24 protein-coding genes and 1 riboswitch are annotated in these 23,616 nt (G+C 53.4%); of the genes, 17 read left to right on the top strand and 7 right to left on the bottom strand.

Annotation, left to right across the window (positions count from 1 at the left end):
* The first annotated feature begins 94 nt into the window (after positions 1-94).
* The gene (locus LGT44_RS10720) at positions 95-1,144 is read left to right on the top strand and encodes a cyclic nucleotide-binding domain-containing protein (RefSeq protein WP_145469592.1); all 1,050 of its coding nucleotides are present in this window, start codon (positions 95-97) and stop codon (positions 1,142-1,144) included.
* Between the two features lie 21 nt (positions 1,145-1,165).
* Here the strand turns inward: LGT44_RS10720 and LGT44_RS10725 are convergent, their stop codons facing one another.
* Positions 1,166-2,047: a TIGR02285 family protein gene (locus LGT44_RS10725; protein ID WP_225692304.1), complete on the bottom strand. Its 882-nt coding sequence runs from the start codon at positions 2,045-2,047 to the stop codon at positions 1,166-1,168.
* 314 nt (positions 2,048-2,361) lie between these two features.
* On the bottom strand, positions 2,362-2,964 hold the full coding sequence (locus LGT44_RS10730) for a peroxiredoxin (protein WP_145469595.1): 603 nt from the start codon (positions 2,962-2,964) through the stop codon (positions 2,362-2,364).
* 194 nt (positions 2,965-3,158) lie between these two features.
* Here LGT44_RS10730 and LGT44_RS10735 point away from each other — a divergent pair, with 194 nt between their 5' ends.
* The gene (locus LGT44_RS10735) at positions 3,159-3,929 is read left to right on the top strand and encodes a TonB C-terminal domain-containing protein (protein WP_230333605.1); all 771 of its coding nucleotides are present in this window, start codon (positions 3,159-3,161) and stop codon (positions 3,927-3,929) included.
* A gap of 91 nt (positions 3,930-4,020) precedes the next feature.
* On the opposite strand, the gene LGT44_RS10740 is transcribed toward LGT44_RS10735, so the two are convergent.
* Both LGT44_RS10740 and upp read right to left on the bottom strand, forming a co-directional pair.
* Positions 4,021-5,319 (bottom strand): uracil-xanthine permease family protein, encoded by a 1,299-nt coding sequence (locus LGT44_RS10740; RefSeq protein ID WP_145469597.1) that lies wholly within the window; start codon positions 5,317-5,319, stop codon positions 4,021-4,023.
* A gap of 21 nt (positions 5,320-5,340) precedes the next feature.
* Positions 5,341-5,967 carry a uracil phosphoribosyltransferase gene (gene upp, locus LGT44_RS10745; protein ID WP_145469598.1) on the bottom strand — a complete coding sequence of 209 codons (627 nt, stop codon included), beginning with the start codon at positions 5,965-5,967 and terminating at the stop codon, positions 5,341-5,343.
* 124 nt (positions 5,968-6,091) lie between these two features.
* Here upp and LGT44_RS10750 point away from each other — a divergent pair, with 124 nt between their 5' ends.
* The 14 genes from LGT44_RS10750 to LGT44_RS10815 all read left to right on the top strand — a co-directional run bounded on the left by LGT44_RS10750 (position 6,092) and on the right by LGT44_RS10815 (position 17,280).
* Entirely contained in the window at positions 6,092-6,370 is a 279-nt protein-coding gene (locus LGT44_RS10750) for a peptidylprolyl isomerase (protein ID WP_145469599.1), read from the top strand.
* Positions 6,371-7,146: 776 nt separating this feature from the next.
* The gene (rimK, locus tag LGT44_RS10755) at positions 7,147-8,049 is read left to right on the top strand and encodes a 30S ribosomal protein S6--L-glutamate ligase (protein ID WP_230331541.1); all 903 of its coding nucleotides are present in this window, start codon (positions 7,147-7,149) and stop codon (positions 8,047-8,049) included.
* A gap of 38 nt (positions 8,050-8,087) precedes the next feature.
* Complete coding sequence (locus tag LGT44_RS10760; protein ID WP_145469601.1) at positions 8,088-9,113, top strand: succinylglutamate desuccinylase/aspartoacylase family protein; 1,026 nt, start codon at positions 8,088-8,090, stop codon at positions 9,111-9,113.
* A 126-nt stretch (positions 9,114-9,239) separates the two neighbouring features.
* Positions 9,240-9,397: riboswitch (FMN riboswitch) on the top strand.
* Positions 9,398-9,485: 88 nt separating this feature from the next.
* A complete protein-coding gene (locus tag LGT44_RS10765; protein ID WP_230331540.1) occupies positions 9,486-9,959 on the top strand; it encodes a 6,7-dimethyl-8-ribityllumazine synthase in 474 nt (157 codons plus the stop codon).
* A gap of 135 nt (positions 9,960-10,094) precedes the next feature.
* A complete protein-coding gene (locus LGT44_RS10770; RefSeq protein ID WP_225692299.1) occupies positions 10,095-10,493 on the top strand; it encodes a VOC family protein in 399 nt (132 codons plus the stop codon).
* An 11-nt stretch (positions 10,494-10,504) separates the two neighbouring features.
* A complete protein-coding gene (locus LGT44_RS10775) occupies positions 10,505-10,915 on the top strand; it encodes a cupin domain-containing protein (protein WP_230331539.1) in 411 nt (136 codons plus the stop codon).
* Positions 10,916-11,081: 166 nt separating this feature from the next.
* A complete protein-coding gene (locus tag LGT44_RS10780) occupies positions 11,082-11,657 on the top strand; it encodes a lysophospholipid acyltransferase family protein (RefSeq protein WP_145469605.1) in 576 nt (191 codons plus the stop codon).
* A 416-nt stretch (positions 11,658-12,073) separates the two neighbouring features.
* Entirely contained in the window at positions 12,074-12,829 is a 756-nt protein-coding gene (locus LGT44_RS10785) for a hypothetical protein (RefSeq protein WP_225692298.1), read from the top strand.
* A 124-nt stretch (positions 12,830-12,953) separates the two neighbouring features.
* A complete protein-coding gene (gene catB, locus LGT44_RS10790) occupies positions 12,954-13,589 on the top strand; it encodes a type B chloramphenicol O-acetyltransferase (RefSeq protein ID WP_225692297.1) in 636 nt (211 codons plus the stop codon).
* A 97-nt stretch (positions 13,590-13,686) separates the two neighbouring features.
* On the top strand, positions 13,687-14,487 hold the full coding sequence (locus LGT44_RS10795) for a TatD family hydrolase (RefSeq protein ID WP_230331538.1): 801 nt from the start codon (positions 13,687-13,689) through the stop codon (positions 14,485-14,487).
* A complete protein-coding gene (locus LGT44_RS10800; RefSeq protein WP_230331537.1) occupies positions 14,487-14,819 on the top strand; it encodes a hypothetical protein in 333 nt (110 codons plus the stop codon). The genes LGT44_RS10795 and LGT44_RS10800 overlap by 1 nt, the downstream gene beginning before the upstream one ends.
* 146 nt (positions 14,820-14,965) lie before the next feature.
* Entirely contained in the window at positions 14,966-15,565 is a 600-nt protein-coding gene (locus LGT44_RS10805; protein ID WP_230331536.1) for a pentapeptide repeat-containing protein, read from the top strand.
* 394 nt (positions 15,566-15,959) lie between these two features.
* Positions 15,960-16,286 carry a hypothetical protein gene (locus LGT44_RS10810; RefSeq protein ID WP_230331535.1) on the top strand — a complete coding sequence of 109 codons (327 nt, stop codon included), beginning with the start codon at positions 15,960-15,962 and terminating at the stop codon, positions 16,284-16,286.
* Between the two features lie 661 nt (positions 16,287-16,947).
* Positions 16,948-17,280, top strand: a complete 333-nt coding sequence (locus LGT44_RS10815; protein WP_230333607.1) for a hypothetical protein — start codon at positions 16,948-16,950, stop codon at positions 17,278-17,280.
* Positions 17,281-17,396: 116 nt separating this feature from the next.
* On the opposite strand, the gene LGT44_RS10820 is transcribed toward LGT44_RS10815, so the two are convergent.
* From LGT44_RS10820 to LGT44_RS10830, 3 genes are all read right to left on the bottom strand, one after another.
* On the bottom strand, positions 17,397-18,839 hold the full coding sequence (locus LGT44_RS10820) for a DEAD/DEAH box helicase (RefSeq protein ID WP_230331533.1): 1,443 nt from the start codon (positions 18,837-18,839) through the stop codon (positions 17,397-17,399).
* A 208-nt stretch (positions 18,840-19,047) separates the two neighbouring features.
* Positions 19,048-20,925, bottom strand: a complete 1,878-nt coding sequence (locus LGT44_RS10825) for a transporter substrate-binding domain-containing protein (RefSeq protein ID WP_230331532.1) — start codon at positions 20,923-20,925, stop codon at positions 19,048-19,050.
* Positions 20,926-20,999: 74 nt separating this feature from the next.
* Positions 21,000-22,829: a DUF3592 domain-containing protein gene (locus tag LGT44_RS10830; RefSeq protein ID WP_230331531.1), complete on the bottom strand. Its 1,830-nt coding sequence runs from the start codon at positions 22,827-22,829 to the stop codon at positions 21,000-21,002.
* A 249-nt stretch (positions 22,830-23,078) separates the two neighbouring features.
* Here LGT44_RS10830 and LGT44_RS10835 point away from each other — a divergent pair, with 249 nt between their 5' ends.
* Complete coding sequence (locus tag LGT44_RS10835) at positions 23,079-23,615, top strand: hypothetical protein (protein ID WP_230331530.1); 537 nt, start codon at positions 23,079-23,081, stop codon at positions 23,613-23,615.
* Position 23,616: the final 1 nt, after the last annotated feature.

Consider the following 23,616-nt stretch of genomic DNA (forward strand, 5'->3'; position numbering starts at 1 on the left):
CAGGCACAGCAAAAAACGGCAGGCTTCGTGATAGTGTGCAAAAATACATTCATCGTGTGTTATTTCATTCGTCATTGGTCAGGCCAGAAACACCATGGAAGATTCTATCAATCCATCTTCAGCAACCGCGCCGGATACGGCCCTTACGACAGAGCAGATTCAGCGCTTTATTCCTTTTGATGAGCTGTCTGCCCATGCTGTCAGCGAGCTGTTGCCGCATTTCCGTGCCTATTCGCTGGCCGATAAAAAGATTCTGTTCAAACGTGGTGAAGAAGACGACGAATGTCACTTTCTGCTTGAAGGAACGGTCGACCTGGCCGATGACCAGTTCCGTATTACCCAGATTAAAGGCGACGATGACGAAAACTTTCTCGCCCTGGATGCCAGCCATCCGATTCACCGCCATGCGGCCATTACCCAGTCGCCCTGCCAGTTGTTTGCTATCAAGCGTCAGTATCTGGAGCTGATCACCACATGGTCGGAATTACGTCAGGCCTATGATCAGGAAGAAGACTCTGAACACGACTGGCTGGAAAGCCTGCTCACTTCCGATCTGTTTAACCGTGTACCACCGGCCAATATCCAGAAGCTGCTGGCCCGCTTTAACGAACGCGAAGTGTCACTCGGTGAAGAAATCATCCGTGAGGGCGAAGAAGGCCATGAGTGCTATGTGATCAAAAGCGGCAAGGCCATTGTCAGCCGTAAAGTAAATAACAAACAGGAAACCCTCGCCGCTCTTGGCAGCGGAGATCTGTTTGGTGAAGACGCCCTGGTCAGTAATCTGCCCCGTAATGCCAGCATTACCATGAGCAGTAACGGCGTGTTGATGGTATTAACCAAAGAAGACTTCGACACCCTGCTGAAAACTCCGGTGGTTGAATACGTCAGCGAAAGCCAGCTCAGCGCCCTGATCGATGAAGGCGATACAGGTACCGTCGTGCTCGATGTACGCCTGCCACAGGAGGTCGCGGCCAGCCCGATTCACCGTGCGACAACCATACCACTGGCACAGCTGCGTACCCGTCTGAATGAATTATCCAAAGCCTTTGTGTATGTGGTTACCGGCGAAGGCCGGGCGGAAGCCGCGGCCTATATCCTCACCGAGGCCGGTTATCAGGCGCGGGTGCTGAAACGCAGTGAATAGCGCAGCGCCTGCCAGACCGGTTCAGGGTCTGGTTACTGGTGCAATCATCTCTTCATAAGCTTTCATATAACGCGGCAGCGTATTGCGGTCGAGCCATACCGCCATACGCTGACGGTTGGTTTCGGTATTTTTCTGCTCAGCTACCCAGCGGTTTACCGCCGCCACCACGGTTTCTCCCCAGGGCGTTTTCGGGCAGGCCATGGCACCCTTGGCAAACTGCGGCAGCTCTTTGATCGACAGTGCCACCAGCTCATGCTCTTCCGGTGACTGAATCGTGTCGACCATATAACGGTTAATCCAGGGGTATTCGATAATGTAATCAATACGCCCCGACTGCAGCATACGGTACAGACTCAGCGGCCCATGCAGACTGGAGAGCACCGTAGCACGCTGATACACATCGCCGGCACTCAGCAGATTATCGAGAAACACATAATAGGAACGGTCAGCCACCAGCCCCAGACGCATATTGGTACGCGCCAGCATATCTGCTGCTGCAATGGTCATCTGCGGCGCAAACAGCGCCTGATAATCATCCAGCCGCACCATAAAGGCCAATGATGGAAACAACGCCGGAGAATCACTGAACAGGGTGTACTTTGCCCGCTCCGGAGTATACAGCGCCGCCGGATGGCAGATATTTTCCCCTGCACGGATCAGCTGCCAGGCCCGGGCCGGGGTCATCTCTTCCCGTACATGGCGATACTGCGGCATCGCCGCGATGACCAGATCCAGATAAGTATCGGCGATGCCCTTGCCTGCCATTGGCCCCTCGCTGATATGCAGTGGCGGATATGGCATCACAATCCAGCGCAACAGCGGACGATCATCTGCTACAGGCGTTTCCTGCGCCAGGCAGGACAGAGCCATCACAAACATCCCCATAGCCAACAGCCAACGCATATCAGCCCCCATCCTCCGATAATAAGAACTTAAGCGTAGACCAGCCATATCGTCTGAGGACAGGAAGGTACTTCAGGGTATTTGTCATAGATGGCCCGAAGGGTGGCGGCCATGGATGGCGGGCATCAAAGCGCAGCAGGAGCATAGCTTAACGCGCTTCAGCGCGGCCCGAAGGGTGCCCGCCACGGATGGCGGGCATCAAAGCGCAGCAGGAGCATAGCTTAACGCGCTTCAGCGCGGCCCGAAGGGTGGCGGCCATGGATGGCCGCCATAAAAAAACCCGCACAAGGCGGGTTTTTTCAGAAGGGCAAAACTTACAGTTTGCCGGCTTCTTCTGCCAGGTACTTGGCAACACCTTCAGGAGATGCGTCCATACCTTTGTCGCCTTTGTTCCAGCCAGCCGGGCAAACTTCGCCGTGCGCTTCGTGGAATTGCAGAGCTTCAACCAGACGCACCAGCTCATCGATGTTACGGCCCAGTGGCAGGTCGTTGATGTTGGCAGCACGTACCACACCTTCTTTATCGATCAGGAAAGCACCACGCAGCGCAACGCCACCGGCAGTTTCTACGTCGTATGCTTTACAGATACCGTGGTCAACGTCAGCCGCCATGGTGTACTTAACTTCGCCGATACCACCTTTGGCAACCGGCGTGTTACGCCATGCGTTGTGGGTGAAGTGAGAGTCGATAGACACAGAAATCACTTCCACGCCCAGCTCTTCGAACTTGGCCATACGGTGATCCAGAGCGATCAGCTCAGATGGGCACACGAAGGTGAAATCCAGTGGATAGAAGAACACCAGAGCGTATTTGCCTTTGGTTGCTTCTGCGAAGTTGTATGAATCAACGATGGTACCGTTGCCCAGTACAGCCGGAACGGTAAAGTCAGGTGCTTTTTTACCTACCAGTACGCTCATGTTTCTTACTCCCTGTGAGTTCTGAAATTTATCGGTATTATCCGGACAACACCTGCGGCGCAGCCGGAGCATAAAGAGCTGGTATCATACAACGCGCTCCCGGCTAAGCATACCGCCGCCGCCAGAGAATCAGGGCGATGATTAATTTTGCCAATCATAGCCATAGCAATTGTCTATAACACGGGTAAGTGATTGTGGCAGAAGGGTTTTTCAGCAAACTCTCGGCACCGAAGCGGAGACACTACCAGCGCTTGCTGCTGGCTGTGGCTATCTCGTTGTTGCTGCATGCCCTGCTGCTGTCGGCGCCCTTCTCTGTACGGCTGTCACCGGCCCAGACCCAACCCGTAATTAATGCCGAACTGCGCCAACCAGAGGTAAGCGCCCGGACCTTACAGGATGAAGCACCAGCTCAGGTGCCGACGACTCAGGTTCAGGCAGTCCCGACTCAGGAAGTGGCTCAAAGCCAAAGCGAAGCTGTTAAACAAAACGCAGCTGTGAAACACAACGCAGTTCCGGAGCAGAGTCAGAAGCAGCCTCAGGCAAAAACAGAAGCCGCCAAACAACAAACCCAGCAGCTAATACCTGAGCCGCAATCCACACCACAACCAAAGCAGCAGTCGAGCGCACAGACAGCACAACAACCGAGCCAGAAACAAAGCGGACTGGTCACTGAGAAAGAAGATTTATCAGCCGATCCACTGGAGCGCAGCTACCAACAGAAACTGCTCGCACATCTGCGCGAACGGGTAATCGCCCCGGCGCAATTTACCGGCAGTGTAAGGCTGGAGCTGACCTTAAGTTACCGTCAGGTGGCCACCAACGTGCGGGTTATCCGCTCCAGTGGCGACCCGGTAATGGACGACTGGGCCGTCAAAGCTGCACTGAGTGCCAACCCCTACCCCAGAGTGCCGGATGAATTACCGGCTTCGTATACCTTTCGCCCGACCATCCGCACCCTGCAATAACGCAGCTGCATGCCCTGAACACAGCCCATAAAAAATGGCCGCATAGGCGGCCATTTTTCTGCGGATAATGCAGATAAAAAGAAACGACAGCTTATTTACTGTGCTCCAGAATATCTTCCACAATTTCCTGCTCTTCATGCAGGTCTTCAGCGTCGGCTTTCTCATGCGGCAACAGCAGGTTCAGCACAATCGCCACCACACCGCACAGGCTGACACCCTGCAGGTGGAACTCGGAAGAACCGATTGCCATACCACCAATACCGAATACCAGAGTGGTCGCCACAATCACCAGATTGCGCTGTGCACTCATATCGACTTTGGCTTTGATCAGAATGTTCATGCCAACACCGGCAATAGAGCCGAACAGCAGAATCATAATACCGCCCATCACCGGCGTCGGAATGGTCTGCAGCAGCACACCAAACTTGGCCACGAATGCCAAAACAATGGCAAACACTGCCGCCCAGGTCATCACTACCGGGTTAAAGGCTTTGGTCAGCATCACCGCACCAGTCACTTCGGAGTAGGTGGTGTTTGGCGGGCCGCCAAACAGAGACGCCGCAGAAGTCGCCAGACCATCACCCAGCAGAGTGCGGTGCAGACCTGGCTTCTGCACGTAGTTTTTACCGGTCACGCTGCCAATCGCCAGAACGTCACCAACGTGTTCAATCGCCGGCGCAATGGCCACCGGAATCATGAACAGAATGGCCGCCAGCTGAAATTCCGGCGTCACAAACTGCGGTAACTTAACCCATGGGCTGGCATCCACGGCTGTCAGATCGACCATGCCGGTAAACGCAGCAATGGTGTAACCCACCGCCACACCCGCCAGAATCGGCACCAGACGGAAAATACCCTTCGCCAGAGTGGCCACCAGCAAGGTGGTAATCAGGGCAGGCATCGATACCCACATAGCATCGGCATAGGGGAAGAGTTCGGCGGACGCATCACCGGCTTTACCCATCGCCATATTCACCGCAATAGGAGCTAAGCCCAGACCAATCACCATAATGATCGGACCGGTAACCACCGGCGGCAGTAAGCGGTGCAGGAAACCCGGGCCACGCAACGCCACCAGAGCCGACAGCGCAACATAAACCATACCAGCACAGAACAGCGCGCCCATGGTGGCCGCCATGCCCCAGGTTTTTACGCTGAACAGAATCGGCGCAATAAAGGCAAAAGATGAGGCCAGGAAAACCGGCACCGAACGTTTGGTGGTGAACTGAAAAATCAGCGTACCGATACCGGCGGTAAACAGCGCCACACTCGGGTCGAGGCCGGTAATCAATGGCACCAGCACCAGTGCGCCGAAGGCCACGAACAACATCTGTAAACCGGCCAGCAGCATACGCCAGCCGCGATACAGATCTTCTGTATTGTCCCGCATAGAAACTCCCCTGATTTTTAATTATTTCGTGCCGAAGATCTTGTCACCGGCATCGCCCAGACCAGGGATAATGTACCCCTGCTCGTTCAGATGGCTGTCCACCGATGCGGTATAAATATCCACATCCGGGTGCGCATCCTGAACCTTTTTAATGCCTTCCGGTGCCGCTACCAGCACCAATGCACGGATGCTGGTACAACCGGCCTGCTTTAACAGGTCGATGGTTGCCACCATCGAACCGCCGGTGGCCAGCATCGGGTCCACAATCAGTGCCATACGCTGGTCGATATCACCGGCCAGTTTGTCGAAGTAGCTGACCGGCTCCAGGGTTTCTTCATCGCGGTACAGGCCGACCACGCTGATTTTGGCACTTGGCACCAGCTCTAACACGCCGTCCAGCATGCCCAGACCGGCACGCAGAATCGGTACCACGGTAATTTTTTTGCCGCGAATCCGCTCCGCTTCAACCGGACCACACCAGCCATCGAGGGTGTAGCTTTCCAGTTCCATATCTTTGGTTGCTTCATAGGTCAGCAAGTTGCCGACTTCAGCCGCCAGTTGGCGGAAGGTGCGGGTGCTCATTGATTTGGATCGCATCAAACCAATTTTATGCTGCACCAGGGGGTGGCGGATCTCATGTACGCTCATGCATGCCTCATTCTGTCTTTCGGGTACAATAACGGGCGCAATTTTCGCACAGCACCTGATCCTGCGCGACGCAAAATTTAACCGAATGGTCAGATTGGCCTGATAGACTGAATCCGAGGTAAGTATGCCCCGCGCCTGTGCCCGCCATATTCTGGTAAAAACCAAAGAAGAAGCCGACAAACTGAAGCAGTTACTCGATAAAGGAGCCGACTTCAGCAAACTGGCCAAACAACACTCCATTTGCCCGAGCAAGAAAAACGGCGGCAGCCTGGGGGAGTTCAACAAAGGCGATATGGTCAAAGCCTTTGACGATGTGGTGTTCAAAGGGCCGCTGTTAAAAGTACAGGGGCCGGTTAAAACCCGCTTTGGCTACCATCTGATCGAGACTATTTACCGTAACTGAGGCAGTGGCAATGCCTGCCTCTGCAGCTCCACTGTTTTTAATCAGCACCGTAGCCAACAAAAACAGCATTTTTTAACATCAAAGCCTGTTGCCTCCCAGGGGAACTTATCCCCTTGCCGGCGGGCCGACCCCAGCTTCGCGCTTTCTGGGCCGTTACCCTTGAAACCTTGATATTTACTGGCCGCGCGGCTCATCGGCCATCCATGGCCGGAGCCACTTGTCCGCATCCCTGCGGACAGACCAGGCATATCTGCGGTTTCTGCGGCGGCCCCAGAGGCGCAGAAAACCGTCACCGCGATGTCGTTTTTCAAATCAAACGCATTCTTTTAAATGTCACGTCTCAAACACGGTTTTCTTTGAAATACGGCTGAGCGGAATGCTTAAACCGGCGATCGTGCGGCGCCAGACAACCAGATGATTCTGCGGCCTTCAGAGCAAAACCCTGCCCCGGAACGATACAAGTTATGGGTATTTTAAAACGTCGTTCCGGGGCGAATTGTTTTGCGTGCCGCATAATCATTGCAGTTGGCTGGATGAAGCCGGACGCGCCGAAAAGAGAGGATCGTAAGGAGATACCTCTCCTTACAGGGGGCCAGGGGCTTGCCCCGGAAAGGCGTTTCAGGTTGAAAAACAGTCGTCGATTATGGAGTGACACTCCAGGCTGTGGGACAGCAATGGCCTCTGCCCTGTCTGTAACTATCTTTTTCTGCCTATGATGACATTTGCCATCCGTCAGCGCAGACTAAGCGCTTTATTTTCAGCTTCCGGAAGCCGCTATGCGTATCGCCATTCTTTCCCGTAATCCTAATCTTTATTCGACCCGTCGTCTGAAAGAAGCGGGGGAGCAACGTGGGCATGAGGTCGATATTATCGACACCCTGCACTGCTATATGGATATCACCAGTAACAAACCGACGGTGCGTTACAAAGGTGACGCCCTGCCGCAGTACGATGCGGTGATTCCGCGTATTGGCGCCTCCGTTACCTTCTACGGTACGGCGGTGGTGCGTCAGTTTGAAATGATGGGCACCTATTCCATTAACGAATCCGTCGCCATCAGCCGCTCGCGCGATAAACTACGTTCGCTGCAATTGCTGTCACGTAAAGGTATTGGCCTGCCGCGTACCGGTTTTGCCCATCGTCCGGATAACGTTGAAGACCTGATCAAAAACGTCGGCGGCGCGCCGCTGGTGATCAAACTGCTGGAAGGCACCCAGGGCATTGGCGTGGTACTGGCCGATACCAAAAAAGCCGCCGAAAGCATCATCGAAGCCTTTATGGGTCTGAACGCCAACATTCTGGTGCAGGAATTTATTAAGGAAGCCGGCGGTGCCGATATCCGCTGTTTAGTGGTCGGCGGTAAAGTTGTTGCGGCGATGAAACGTCAGGCGGCCGAAGGTGAATTCCGCTCCAACCTGCACCGTGGCGGCAGTGCCGAAATCGTACGTTTATCGGCGGCTGAACGTAAAACCGCCATCGACGCCGCCAAGGCCATGGGCCTGAATATGTGCGGTGTGGATATTCTGCGCTCCAACAATGGTCCGGTGGTGATGGAAGTGAACTCCTCTCCCGGCCTCGAAGGCATTGAAACCGCCACCGGTAAAGACGTTGCCGGCATGGTGTTCCAGTTCCTGGAAAAATCAGCCCGCACCAGCACCAAAACTCGCGGTCAGGGTTAATGCGCGGACTGAATTAATACATAACGATCAGGGAAAGCATGCCAAAGCGTAGTATCGAAATTGCCGGGATCAGCATCGCTCCCGGCGAAAGCCAGAAAATCGAATTACCAGTCGGGCGTTTATACACCGACAATTCCGTCTCCATGCCGGTCTTTGTTAAACGTGGTAAACGCCCCGGCCCCACTTTATTTATCAGTGCCGCCATTCACGGCGACGAGCTGAATGGCATCGAGATCATTCAGCGTCTGATTAATTCACGCAAACTCAACAGCCTGCGCGGTACGTTAATTGCGGTGCCGATCGTCAATGTTTATGGCGTGATCAACCACAGCCGTTATCTGCCCGACCGCCGCGATTTAAACCGCTCTTTTCCCGGTAGCAAAAAAGGCTCGCTGGCGGCGCGTATGGCGAATATGTTTCTCGAAGAAATCGTCAGTAAATGCGATTACGGCATCGACTTTCATACCGGCGCCATTCACCGCTCTAACCTGCCACAGATCCGCGCCAACCTCGACGACGAAGAAACCGCCGCCATGGCCAGCGCCTTTGGTGTTCCGGTACTGCTGAATTCCAACCTGCGCGATGGCTCGCTGCGTGAAGCCGCCGCCGACCATGGCGTGCGTATTCTGCTGTACGAAGCCGGCGAAGCATTGCGTTACGACGAGCTGTGCATCCGTGCCGGCGAACGCGGCACCATTAACGTTATGCGCCACCTCGGTATGCTGCCACGCAGCCGGGCGAAAAAATCCCATGTGCTGGAGCCGGTCACGGCGCGTACCAGTGCCTGGGAACGCGCTACCGACAGCGGCTTTGTGCAGCACCATAAAGAACTCGGTGACCGCGTACAGAAACAGGAATTACTCGCTACTATCCGCGACCCGTACGGCACTGTGCTGGACGAAGTCCGCTCGCGTTACGAAGGCATTATTATTGGCAAAACCAATATCCCGCTGGTGCAGGAAGGCGAAGCCATGTACCACGTGGCCTACTTCCATCAGCCTGATGATGTGGTCGAAGGTATCGAACAGCTGCAGGACCTGCTGCCGGACGAAGCCCTGAGCTGATGCCCGGCCTGCCTGCTCTGACGCCGTAAAAACCGCACGGGCGCAACAATGCGTTGCGCCCGCTGCCTTTGACTCTTCCCGCCAAACTCCCTATATTGCCGCCGCGGTCTCAGCCTGCTGAGAGCGCATCGTTCTCGGGGCGGGGTGAAATTCCCCACCGGCGGTAACAGCGTTTATTGCGCTGAAGCCCGCGAGCGCTTGCCGGCGGTTTAACTGCCAGCAAGGTCAGCAGATCCGGTGTAACTCCGGAGCCGACGGTATAGTCCGGATAAGAGAGAGCGTGTCAGACAGCACAGAGGCCCGCCTCTGTCAGTGCTTTTGTCTGCCCGTTCGCCCTGATTCTAATCAGCATTTAAAGAAGAATCAGAGCCAATGAACAACACTTTTAATCCTCAGCAACAACGCATCGCCTTTATTCACGCTTCCTGGCACACCGACATCGTGCTCAAGTGTCTGGATGGTTTTAAAGACGAACTCGCCAGCCGTGGTTACGACATCAGCAATATTGATGTGATTGCAGCTCCCGGCGCCTACGAAATACCCCTGCAGGCCAAACTGCTGGCCAAGAGCGGGCGCTACAGCGCCATTGCCGCCAGCGCTCTGGTGGTCGACGGTGGTATTTACCGCCACGACTTCGTTGCCGCCGCCGTCTGTAATGGCCTGATGCAGGTGCAACTGGAAACCGAAGTACCGGTGCTTACCGCCGTACTCACTCCGCACAACTTCCACGAGCACGACGAGCATAAAAACTACTATGCCCGCCATTTTGTGATTAAAGGGCAGGAACTGGCTAACGCCGCCGATCAGGCCATGCGTTTAACAGCCAGCGCCAAAGCCCTGGCTTAAGCAGCCTTCAGCGGCAGTTCTGCGTCTGCAGCTGCCGCTTTCAGCATATTCTCCCTGCTCTGCGCCGGATTTGTTCTGGCGCAAAAATCTGCTAACAATAGCGTTCTCATCCATAACAAGAACAAGAGAAGCGCCATGAGCCGTCAGATTTTTGTGAATCTCTCCGTCAGCGACATCCAGCGTTCGCGCCAGTTTTTTACCGCACTGGGCTTCAGCATTAACGAGCAGTACAGCAATGAAGTGGCCATCTGCGTCGTCATTGCCGACAACATTTTCGCCATGCTGCTGAAGCCGGAATTCTATTCGCAGTTCACTTCCAAGAGTCTGTGCGATGCCCATACCAGCAGCGAAGTGTTGCTGTGCCTGAGCTGCAGCAGCCGCACCGAAGTCGATACCATCGGCCAGGCGGCCGAAGACAATGGCGGACGTATTTCCCGGCCCGGCCAGGATCAGGGACCCATGTACGGCCTGGCCTTTGAAGATCCGGATGGCCACACCTGGGAGCTGATGTATATGGAAGCACAAAACAGCTGAGGACAAACCTTATGGACATCCGCAAAGCACAGATTACCGATGAATTCGTTGTGCTGGATGGCCAGCAGCGTGCCAGTCGGGTCGCGGTTAATGAGGGCATGTACGCCGCCCTCGACCGCGATTTTAATCAGTTCCGCCAGTGCTCACTGGTTGCTCAGTATGAGTTTTCCGGTCCCTGGAACAGCTGGGAGATTCATCCGGCCGGCGATGAAACCGTGATACTGCTGAGCGGTAGTGCCACCTTCACCCTGCTGACCGGCGACGGTCAGCAGCAGGTAGCGCTGGCAACTGCCGGAGACTATGTACTGATTCCGCAAGGCATCTGGCATACCGCAACCACTTCTGAAGCTACCCGCCTGCTGTTTATCACCCCTGGCGAAAACACCCGTCACCATCAGGGCGCAGAACCACCTGTGCTCTGAACAGGCGACCTCGCCGGGAGTGAGGGGCCAGACAGGCTGATTTATCTCAGTGTCGGCCCTCAACAAATCCGCTATGATCTGCGCCTCACTGATCGGGGCCGAAGTCTCCGGACCTGCTGTCTTATCCGGCATTGTCCGTACGCCTGCCCTTTTACTAGGGCCTGTTATGCACCGTACCATGTTCGATACCCCCATTCTGAAAACCCTGCTGCGCTGGGGCTCCATTGCTTTTCTGAAGCTCGCCGGCTGGAAAAGCGTGGGCCATATACCGCCGGATTTAAAAAAATGCGTGATGATCGCTGCACCGCACACCAGCAACTGGGATCTGCCCTTTATGCTGATGATCGCTTTTGTCTTCCGCGTAAAAATTTACTGGATGGGTAAAGAGCAGATTTTCAAACCGCCATTCCGCGGCCTGATGATGTGGATGGGTGGCATTCCCGTTGACCGCTCCAAAGCCAACAATATGGTGCAGGCTTCGGTTGATGCTATTAACAGCAACGAGCAGCTGTTCCTGATCGTACCGCCGGAAGGTACGCGCGCCAAAGTAACCTACTGGAAAACCGGCTTTTATCATATTGCCCATAATGCCGGCGTGCCGGTGCTGATGGGATTTCTCGACTATCCGAACAAAACCGGCGGCATTGCCGGCGTGTTCCACACCACAGGCGACATCGACGCCGATATGCAGGCTATTCAGGCGGTCTACGCACCCATGAGCGGGAAAAAAGCCGGACAGTAATTTACCGTCCAACGGCAAAGCGCAGCGCAACCGCCTGCGCTTTCTGGCATCCGTACTGCAGTTTTGACTACCGCCTGTCTTGCACCCTCTGTTTATTTTTCTTGCGTTGCTGTTTTCCCGGCTCATTTTCCCGGCTCATTTTTCTGAGCTCTTTTTCTGGGCTCTTTTTCTAGGCTCTTCTGTCACATTCCGGATTGATGCCTGTCGTGTCCTGACAGGACAAAAACCAACACCGATCCTCATCCTGACCTGCTGAGCCCATCATCCTGACAAAATTCGTCACACTTTCAGCTCAATGTGACAAAAATTGTCACATTGCGTAATGTTTTGCCGTTAATTCCCGTTAATATCTCTCTGCGGCCGTTGTCTGTGCCGACCATTTTCACACGCATACCTATAAACGCAGGAAGAACGCCATGACTGCCACACTGAATTCAGAGCTGTCGCCCGCGGCAGCGCAAAGCCAGAGCTACGCTCCGGCTTATCCACACGGTAAAATCGAACAACTCTTCTGGGATATTTTCTGGGTGCAGGGCAGCATCCGCGTTGGCCCGGGCATGAGCATGAACCGTAATATGGTGATCATCCGTAATCGCCACGAGCTGACCCTGATCAACCCGGTTCGGCTGAACGAGACGGAAGAACGCAAACTGGAAAAACTTGGCCGCGTAACCCATGTGTTCCGCCTCGGCGATTTTCATGGACTGGATGATCAGTACTACGTCGATAAATATCAGGCGCGCTTCTGGTGCCAGCCTGGCCAAAGCACCTACAAAACCCCACGCGCCAATGTGCATCTGAAAACCGGTCTGGCCATGCCTTTCCCGCACGCTGAGCTGTTTATCTTTGATAACGCCAAATACCCGGAAGCGGCTTTACTGCTGACCAAGCACAAATGCCTGCTGACCACCGATTCCCTGCAATATCTGGATAACTGGAATTACACCAGCCTGTTCAGCCGTCTAGCCTTGCGCGTTATGGGTTTTAAACCGGGGCTGAATATCGGCAAGCCGTGGCTGAAACGCGTAACACCGAAAGGCCAGACTCTGGAAGCAGATTTTAACCGCCTGATGAATCTGGATTTTGACCATCTGCTCGCCGCCCACGGCTCACCATTAATGAACAACGCCAAAGCCGCTATCGGCGAACAGCTGCGTCGTTTATTCAACTAACGGCGCCTCCGTGCCTGTCTTTTCAGGTCTGCTGCAATGGCAACAGACCTGAAACACACTAAACCGTGAGCCCCTCGCCAAAAGGTTTTATCATGCGGTCTGATGACAGATCAGGTACAACCCCATGACCGGAAATTATTTCGACTCCCCCTTTGCCGGTAAACCCCTGAGCGAACAGATAACCAACCCCAATATTATTGTTGGCCGCCACAGTTATTATTCCGGTTATTACCATGGCCACAGTTTTGATGACTGCGCCCGCTACCTGGCACCCGACCGCGACGATGTTGATAAACTCATTATCGGTAATTATTGCTCTATTGGTTCCGGCGCCGTTTTTATGATGGCGGGTAATCAGGGGCACCGCAGCGACTGGATCAGCACCTTCCCCTTTTTCTACCAGCAGCACCCAGCCTTTGCTGCCAGTAAAGATGGCTTCAGCCGTGCTGGCGACACCTGCATCGGCCATGATGTATGGATCGGCTCAGAAGCCATGATTATGCCGGGCATTACCGTCGGCAACGGCGCCATTATTGCCAGCCGGGCGGTGGTTACCCGCGACGTTCCGGCCTATGCCGTTGTCGGCTCTAACCCGGCGCGGGTTATCCGTTCCCGTTTCAGTGACGAGCATATTGCCCTGTTGCAGGAAATGGCCTGGTGGCACTGGCCGGATGAACAACTCAGCGCCTGTATGGAGCTGCTCTGTTCCGCAGACATTGCCGCGCTCTATCAACACTGGCAGCAACATATAAAACCCTGAATACGGACAAAAACGGGCCGCTGCAGAAATCAGCGCTTAAGCGCGTTATAATTCTGCGCCGCCCTGTCTGCTACCGCTGAGATCAGAAAGAACCATTATGAGTAAAAAGCGTCGTGATATTCCGGCCTACGGCCTGCCCATTATCGAAACCCACTTTCACCTCGATTATCTGAAAGAAGGCAGTGCCGACGATATTCTCAGTGCCGCCCGCGCCATTGGCGTGGAACGCTTTATGACCATCAGTGTTGAGCCTGACAATATGCCCAAGGCACTGGCGCTGGCCGAAGCTCACGCTGACCTGTACGCCACACTGGGTGTACACCCGCACGAAGCCGCGCTGTTTGATGACGCCGCCGAAGGCTATATCCGCACCCATGCCATCCACGAAAAAGTGGTCGCCGTCGGCGAAATTGGTCTCGATTATTATTACGACCACTGTGACCGTACTGTGCAACGTCAGGTATTTGCCCGCCAGCTGCAACTGGCGGTGGAATGCGGATTACCCGTTGTTATTCATACCCGCGAAGCCGACGAAGACACCATGGCCATTCTGCGTGAATACGCCCCGCAGATGACACGCAAAGGCGTGGTGCACAGCTTTACCTCCGGCATGGAACTGGCACAGCTGGCCGTTGAACTGGGCTTTTGCCTCGGCATTAACGGCATTGTTACCTTTAATAAAGCCGACAATGTACGCGCAGTGGTTGCCGCCACACCACTGAGCAATTTATTGCTGGAAACCGACGCACCTTTCCTCACGCCGATTCCGTTCCGCGGAATGGAAAATGCTCCGAAATATCTGCCTTTTATTGCCGAAAAAATTGCCGGCGTAAAAGGCCTGAGTGTTGAAGAGGTGTTAGCTCAGACTTACCAGAATTCCCTGCGCGAGTTCTTTTAATGTTCAGCTGCCTGCCCGATTGCCAGCTCAGTGAACTCGGTGCCAGCGACTGGCTCTGGTTACTGGCCTTCGGGGTCTTTGTTTATGCCAGCTCACGACTGTGGGCGCGCTGGGCTTTCAGCTACAATAAATACCCTTTCACCAACCTGCGCTGGCATGCACCACGCTTTATTTATATTGCCTTTGTTACCGCTATGCTGACCGTCGTGCCGGTATACACCTTTTTAGGTGAAGACGCAGGTTACTGGTATTCACGTATTCTGTATTTTCCGACCACCTTTATTGCCTACGTTGCCTGGCTACTGGTTGAACTGAATGATCCCCGTCAATGACAGGACTTGCTCTGATATTCACGGCGGTAACAAGCACAAAATGCAGAATAACCGTTACCCTGGCTGCAACAGGGTATTCATAACCGCAACCGTGCAGACGCTCTGCTTCTGCTTTACCATCTTAAGAAATTGCAGCGGAGAGTGCCGTGATCAGCCTGACCAGCGCCAGCCAGTATTTTGAAGAACACTTCACTAAACTCGATATCACCGACAGCCAGATCGACAATACCGAGTTTGAAGAATGCGAATTCAGCGACTGCGACTTATCGCACAGCGTATTTAAAGGCTGTAAGTTTATTAACTGCCGCTTTACCCGCTGCAATCTGAGCCTGATTAAAATCCCGCAAAGCCGTTTTGCCGAAACAACCTTCCACGAGTGCAAAATGGTTGGTATCGACTGGACCCGCGCCCAATGGTCCAGCTACCAGTTTCACCCTGAACTGAAGTTTTACCAGTGTATACTGAACGACTCCTCCTTCCTCGGACTGAACCTGCATGAAGTGGTTATGGAAGAGTGCAAAGCACACGATGTTGACCTGCGCGAAACCCAGCTGAACAACGCCCACCTTACCTACTGCGACTTTACCCACAGCCTGTTTGGCCGCACCAATTTAAGCGGTGCAGACCTGAGTGAATCGGTTAATTTTAATATCGATGTGCTGGATAATAATCTGAGCAATGCGACCTTCAGTCGCTATGAGGCGTTAAATCTGCTGGAGAGTCTGGGTATTAATCTGGTGGATTAATGTTTTGGCGGCTTGTGTGAAGGTATGCAGTATCAGTGACTCAGATATTGCCGCTGCGCGGAGTGATTTCTGTAATCTATTCTATGCCAATGCTCGTCTCCGTTGAGTAACACTTGAACTAACCCAAGCGCCAGACAGAGCGCTCTCTGTCGTCTGTTGCCACTTGTAACCATCTCTATCAATTATTGAATCAAAGCCTGAACTTCAGTACTCTCGAACCACAGCAGGGATGCCGCTATATCGTTAATACAACACAGTCAGAACGACGAGAACAACCGCCCTCCCCGCTAACAATCCCGAATGATAAAGCCACGCTATTCCTGTCTGCGTATATAAGGATGGGCGGCAGCGTGTCTGGTGTAAGCAAGCATGAAAGAAATCAGAGGACAATGATATGTTATTCATTTTAATCGGATCTTTTCTTCTTATTGCCGGATTACTCTCAATTAATTTTGAGGGCCTTACTCAGTCACTAAAAGAGCAGGATAAGGCGCAGTGGACGAAACTGGGATCTCCGGAGGGATCGTCATTTATTGATCTTGGAAAAACACTGGGAATGTTCAGCTGGGTACTGAATCAGGGCTATGAAAGTTCTGAAAGCCCAGAAGTAAAAGAGCGTGGAAGGTCTGACTTCAAAAAGGCCATCATTGCCAGGCGCTTATTATTGTCCGGATCCTCTCTTCTGATCATTGGATTTTTCGCTGCTCTCACTGGTGTATAAAAGTTACCAACCATGGTCCTCCAGGACACTCTTATCATCAGAGATTAAAGACCAGAGAGCGTATTTAAACGCTCTGCAGCGAACAGCATACGAAAAGGCAATAAACCTTGACCATATCCGGAAAGCAGAAAGCAACAGCAGGAATATTAGCCGTAGCGATAAGCGTGCTCCTCACTTATCCCTTACTCGCAGCCTGGCTCAGGCTTGAGATAAATAACCGCTGGATAAGCCGGACATATGAAAACACTGCACAGCCACTTATTGATTTTATGCCAGACAATGGAATCTATAAGTATTACTTCACCAGATATTTAGTGTGGTTATGTCAGCAATATCCTGAAAATTGCACCCTTTCTGCGGAGCCTGCCTCTGAGTAACTGAGAATCTGCGTCTCAATCAGGAACTAACTGCCCGACTACAGCAACCTCTGCCGTAAAAGACCTGAATTCAGATCACCTAATGCGCGACCTTCTGAGCCCCGGTTCATAGCAATAAAGACAGAGCTACCCCTTCACGACTTATCTCACTTAAAACAAAAGGTGTAACTATAAAGATCCGCTTTTTACCCGGTGACTGGCTTGGTCTTGCTGCCGGGACTGTTGCAGGCCTGATTCAGGGAATCATGATATTCAGCAGCAACATTATCCTTCACACAGAGCATATGCCAGTTCTTCCTGGGGTATTCTTCGGTCTGTTCGCTCCGGCGATACTGGCTCTTTTCAGTAAGATTATTCCGCTGCCAGCACCTGCGACCAACCAAAAAATCGGCAGGTATATCAATATGATTTTTTTCATGATTACATTCGGAATCTTTACCGGAATTTCCGGGTTCGGCTATTACCTGTTCGTAAACGGAGACAGCAGCGCCATTCCTATTCTGTCGTTTTTTAGCTCCGCCGGTATCGGATTTATTTTTGCCTATCTGATCAATCCGGAGTTAGCATTCAGACCTGCAAGCAATTCGCAAACAGACAGCAATAACACTGATCGCTAAGCAGGAATAGGTAATAAGGTTCTTTACTTTATTATCGGCATAAAAAACGGGCCTCAGATGAGGCCCGTTTTTGTTTTAGGCAGCGGCGTTAACAGCAGCCGCTATTGACGCAGGTTTTATCCCTGTGCCGGACGGCGTGGACGACGCGGTGCGCTGCCTGCCGGGCGACTGTTACCGCCATTGTTATTACCGCTGCTGCCGGATGAACGGCGCTGTTCACCCTGCTTTTGCTCACCCTGTTTCTGAGCTGAGCCAGAACGACCTGAACTGGAACGGCCAGCGTTACCGCCATTGCCGTTAGAGCGACCACTACCGGCCGGACGCGGAGCGCGCGGCTCGCGGTCGAAGGTATCTTTAAAGCCTTTAGGTTGCTTGGCTTTTTTCGGTTTACGCGGAGATTTAGGGCGCGACACCGGCAGCGGGGTATTAGGCTCAAAACCTTCCTGCACACGGCGTTCAATACTTTTGCCGATTAAGCCTTCAATGCCTTCGAGGTCTTCCAGTTCTTCGGCACAGACCAGGGCAATGGCTTCACCACTGGCACCGGCACGTCCGGTGCGGCCAATACGGTGTACGTAATCGGCGGCAACGTTAGGCAATTCAAAGTTGATTACGTGCGGTAATTGTTCAATATCCAGACCACGGGCGGCAATGTCGGTCGCCACTAATACGGCAATATCGCCGCTTTTAAATTCGGCCAGCGCACGGGTACGGGCACCCTGACTTTTATTACCGTGAATTGCAGCGGCGGTAATACCACGATCCTGCAGATGCGTGGTTAAACGGTTAGCGCCGTGTTTGGTGCGGGTAAATACCAGTACCTGTTTCCAGCCGTGTTGTTTCAGCAGGTGGCTGAGCACTTCAGGTTTGCGTTTTTTATCGACCGGAATCAGCCACTGTTCAACGGTGTGGGCTGTGCTGTTACGCGGGCTGACGTCAATTTCTACCGGATCGTTTACCAGGCCTTTGGCAAGGGTACGGATCTCGTTAGAGAAAGTGGCCGAGAACATCAGGTTCTGGCGGTTTTTCGGCAGCAGTGCGAGGATTTTTTTGATGTCGTGAATAAAGCCCATATCGAGCATACGGTCGGCTTCGTCCAGCACCAGAAATTCCACCTCGTCAAAACGAATGGCTTTCTGCTGGTACAGGTCGAGCAAACGACCCGGACAGGCCACCAGTACGTCCACCCCACGGCGCAGGGCAATCATTTGCGGATTAATGCTGACCCCACCGAATACAACGGCGGAGCGGATATTCAGGTATTTGCTGTAATCAGCAACGTTTTCACCTACCTGAGCAGCCAGCTCACGGGTGGGTGTTAATACCAGCGCGCGGCAGCGGTTGGCGCTGGCGCGTTCGCCCTGCTGCAGTTTGTGCAGCATTGGCAGGGTAAAACCGGCGGTTTTACCGGTGCCGGTCTGGGCGGCGGCCATTACATCGCGGCCAGCCAGTACGGCGGGAATGGCCTGGGCCTGTACCGGAGATGGCGTGGTGTAACCCTGATCAGCAACGGCTTTCAGGATGGCATCGGCTAAGCCGAGTTCGGAAAATTGGGTCATGAGTGCGTGATCTGCTCTGAGAGCTGACATTGCAAGGAGAAATGGCGCGGTGTCAGCAGCCGCGTCCATCCGGGCAGTCGCCCGGCAAGGCAGGTCAACAGGTGTTCACCCGGCCTTTGAGAGGGGGCGGACTGTACTGGAATTAACAGGGTGAGTCCAGAAAAGCCCGGTATGGAAATGTAGCGCTGCGTAATAACGGCTGCCGGTCTTACCCGTGGTTGTCAGAGCCAAAATGGCGTAACGGCCGCAGTACTAAAAGCAGCAGAACCGGTGGTATCAGCAGCAGCCAGACGGCGGCAATAATCAGCACCGACCACCATACTTCGCGGCTGCTGCCGGCAAACAAACGCTGTGCAGATATAACAAAGGCAAAATGCTCACGCGTGCTTTGTTTATGCTCAAAAGAGGAGGCGAAAATATAGTATTCAGCGCCGTTAATCGTGGTTTTTTCCAGACGATTCTGCAACGCATTATGGCGGGTCATACTGAGAAGCTGGGGATAAGGCACTACTGCGGGTACAGCGCTGCGGCTGGCGTCTTCTCCGGCCAGCCATTTATCCTGTAAAAATTGCCAGGTTTGTGGACGGATAGCGGCCAGCACCTGATCCAGTATCGCCGCTAACGGGTGCAGATCTTCCTGCAGCAGCAATTTAAGCCCCTGAGGCAATAGCTCCAATCCGGCAATCTGTTGGCTGAAACGCAGTCCGTTTATAAAATACTGGTCGGCGGTTTTACGCAGAATAAGCTCCATATCCAGCGCCGCATCTGCCCTGCCCTGTTTTACCGCTTCCAGTGCTTCCCGCGTGTTGGCAATATCCAGCAAAGTGATCTGTGGGTAATTATTGCGGATAACATTAATAACGCTCCAGCCGGCAGGAATAGCCAGTGTTTTACCGTTCAGTTGCTGCAAATCATTAATTTCAGCGTCTTCCGGCCGCTGCACTACGGCGTAGGGCAACTGCAGAAATGATTGGGTCATTACGCCGGGTAATTGCTGACGACTTAATACCGGTTGCAGAATTTCCAGCTCTTTACGACGGAATAATTCCATTAATTCCGGCCAGGCATAGCCATTTACAAATTCGATATTCAGGCCGGTCATTTGCGCAATTAAGCGTAATAAATCAATGCTGTAACCACGCGGCTCGGCTGATACAGCAAAATCAATCGGCGGCCAGTCGGTTTCATTGGAAATACGCAAGAGCCCCAGGCTGTCAATATAGCGGGTCTGTGCTTCGCTGAGCGTAAAGGGGTCGGCGGGAGGCAGGCGGTCTTCATTCCAGCGTTCAGCATTACTGGCAATAATTTCGCCACTCTGCTGGTAGAGATATATTTCACCATCCAGACTCAATGGCTGGCTGCGCAAGTGGGAGGCAAGGGTAGAAAAGGCAATATCTACCGCCAGTACAGCCTGCCCGCCAGCAATGCGTGTGCTGTAACTCTGTCCCGGCGCCTGCAGATGCTGAAATAAATATGGCTGGGTTTTATTCACACTGCCGCTTTGGGCGCTGGTATACCAAAGACGCTGGCTGGCGTTGTAGTCACTGGCTTCATCGCGGGCAAACGTTTGCTGCATATGCAGGTCGTAAAATTCGAAGCGGCGACGACGCTGATCTCCTTTCCCTGTAACCGTAATGACCACCCAGCGGTCGCTGGGCGCGGCTTTCAGCTGACGTCGTACAGCATCGCTGCTGTTAAGGTTTACCAGTTCGTAGACATCACCATTCTCAAACCCGATATAAATGGCGTACAGCACCGGATTATTACGCATTACTTCGGCAAATAACTGCGGAGTTGCGCGGTTAACCCATTGTCCCTCTACTAATTGTGGATATTGCGCCAGCGCCCGGGTGGTTTGCAGCGCATTGTTATCGAGGTTTCTGAGGTAGTCGCGGGTCGCACTGACGGTTTGCTGATAACGCGCCATGGCAGAATCCAGCACCATGGCACGGCTGAAATAGTAATGCAGACTCAGGGCAACCGCGGCGGTGATCAGCGTAACCAGCACCACCGCGACAATCAGGCGGAACTGCAGAGCCGCTGCCGACAGCGGATAAGGGTTGTCCGTTTTATCCTGCCAGTGCATCTGCGTCTCCCTGCCCGTGCCCCGGGTGTCTGTTTATCTGTTATTCAGCATAAACCAATCGTATATTTCTGCCTTCAGATCAGCTCACTGTCCAGTTCACGGGTCAGCACTGCCCTGACTTTCTCTTTTAATGCTTCGGCGGCTTCACGTCCTTCAATGCCTTCGGCCAGTTTGATTTTTTTACCGCCGGCTTCAACCTGCAGAGAAAAATACTCGGTGCTGATACCGTTCTGATTGCTGGACGACATCCCCATATCCAGAGTCAGCGGGCTGGCGGCATTAATCTCTGCACTGCGCTGATATAAGGCGATACCGAATAAACGCCGCACCACACGCACTCTGCCCGGCTCAACATCGGCTTCCAGGCCACGCCCCAACCAGAATACACCCAGCCAGGTGACCAGCAGGCCGACCAGCAAAAATACCGGAGCCATCAGCCACAGCATCAGTTCACCCTGTGCCGCCATAAAGAACAGAAAGACGCCGACACAATCAAATATCAGGCCGAATACCAAAAGCCCAAGCGCCATACCGGTATGCCGTCCGGCAACACTCTCAAGGTGCAGGCCGCTGCCTGCGGCTGTCATAGCAATCTGCGCAGCGGCGCTGGTGTGCGCGTCTTCCCGCTGCTGTTGATTCCAGGCTTCCTGCTCTTCTGCCGGCATCTGAAATGATGATGTCTGCTGACCTTTTTCTACCGGAATGCTCCAGCTGCGTTCGAACTCAACCTGCAAACGATTGCTGTCGCGCATCGCCCGGCTGTTATCCACCCGCGGATTACGTGCCGCTGCAACCGGCACACTGACAATACCGTCACAATGAAGATTCCACTGAATACGCCCCCGGTAACCAGACGGTGAGCCACTGCCCGGTAAATCAGCCGGAACATCAAACAGGGCATGCACATTACAGCCACTGTTATTCGGCTCACAGTGCGCACGGCCTTTGCTCTGCCATATAACATCGTGATGGGTCTTACTCTCTTTGCCGCTACCGGTGCTGTAGATATGCACACAGGTTAACCGCACCTGTGGTGACGTAACCCACTCACCGCTGGCCAGATGAAAATATCCACCCACCTGTCCGCCGGCATTTCCGGGTAAAGGATCAGGATAAAAAAGAGTCTGACCAATCTGCAGATAGCGCTTACGCATACGCAGCGCGGCATAAATTGCACCGCTTCCAACCAGCGGGAAAATCAGCCCAAGCAAAACCTCCGGCTCACCATCCTGCAGGGCATCAACAATAATGAACAACAGTGGCGCAGATATCAGGACAAACAGACAGCCAATAAACAGCAGAATTTTATAACTGCCGCGCTGGTCACTGGGAATTCCTTCACGCGCACGATCTGCCTGATCGCTGACATTGCTGCTGCGGCCGCCCATAAACATAACGGCGCCGCCCACTGCCATAAATACCGCACCGAAAATGCCACCAAACACCATCAGCCCCATACGCAGGGTTCGGTCGAGATAGGCCTCCTGCGGGTCGGCAGGATTAACATAGGCATGCACCTGATTACGCTGCTGCTCCGATTTAAGCCGCGAATAAAGCACCTGCCAGAAATCGCCGATATTGTCAGAGCCACCGGTTAAGGCCACGCTGTCGCTGTAATAGGTGCGGCCATTAAACTGGTATTGATAGTGCGCTTCTACACTCCAGGTCACGCTGTCATCACCGTGATGTGTACGCAAATCCAGGCTGGTAATAGTGGCCGGTACGCGGGCCCAGTCTTCTGTTTCGTAATAACGCAGCAGATTACTGCCCACAGTAAAAGCGGCAACGGCAAAGCCTGCTGCAAAAAAAATAAAACCAAACAGCATCATACCGACGCTTTTTCCGGATTTACTTTTCTCGGTGGATTCTCCGCCTTTACTGCGGATGTTCGATGAAGCCGGCATAGGTATTCCCTGACTCTATAATTAAATGCCCGGTATGATGAGACAGTCAGCAACAAGCTGCAACGCAGAATCTGCTTTTCTTATCATCAGTGCGAGCCAGATCACAGCCTGAAAGAAAAGCCCCCGGGAATCCTTCATGCAGCGCCGCACCGGGTAAAGCGCTACCGATAACAGAGCATAACCCCGCAGTTTTACAACGTGCAGAACTGTGGCAGGCTGGACAACAGATAACACACAAGGAACTGTACTATGAATGCCGTACGCCGCTGGCTGGCTCACCCGCTGATTGTTATTGCAATGGCGGTTATTTATATCGTTTCCCAAAGTATGATTGCCCATACTCTGCAACAGGGTGGTGCCGAGGCCTTACTGTTCCGTTTTCAGTTCTGCTATCAGGCAGATGCATTTACCGCGCTGCTGCACAGCATCAGCGATGCTCAGTTAAATGCCCTGCAGCAACACTTCGCCTATGACCATATGCACCCGCTATGGTACGGATTGCTGGCACTATCCCTGACCAGCTGGCTGCTTGATCTGAATGCATTATCCGCACGCTGGAATCTGCTGCTGTGGCCTGCCGTGCTGATGTCGGTTCTGGATGTTGTTGAAAACAGCATTCATGAACCCTGGTTTAACCTGCTCAGTACCCCCAGCGATCCCTGGGTTATGATTGCCGGTTTCAGCGCCACCTTAAAATGGACACTCGCCGCACTGTATCTTAGCGGTGCGCTGGCATTGACTATCCGCTATGTCAGCCTGCGCAAAACCCGGCAGCCGCACGCCTGAA

Source organism: Thalassolituus alkanivorans, from assembly GCF_020447205.1.
GTDB classification, from domain to species: Bacteria; Pseudomonadota; Gammaproteobacteria; order Pseudomonadales; family Oceanobacteraceae; genus Venatoribacter; species Venatoribacter alkanivorans.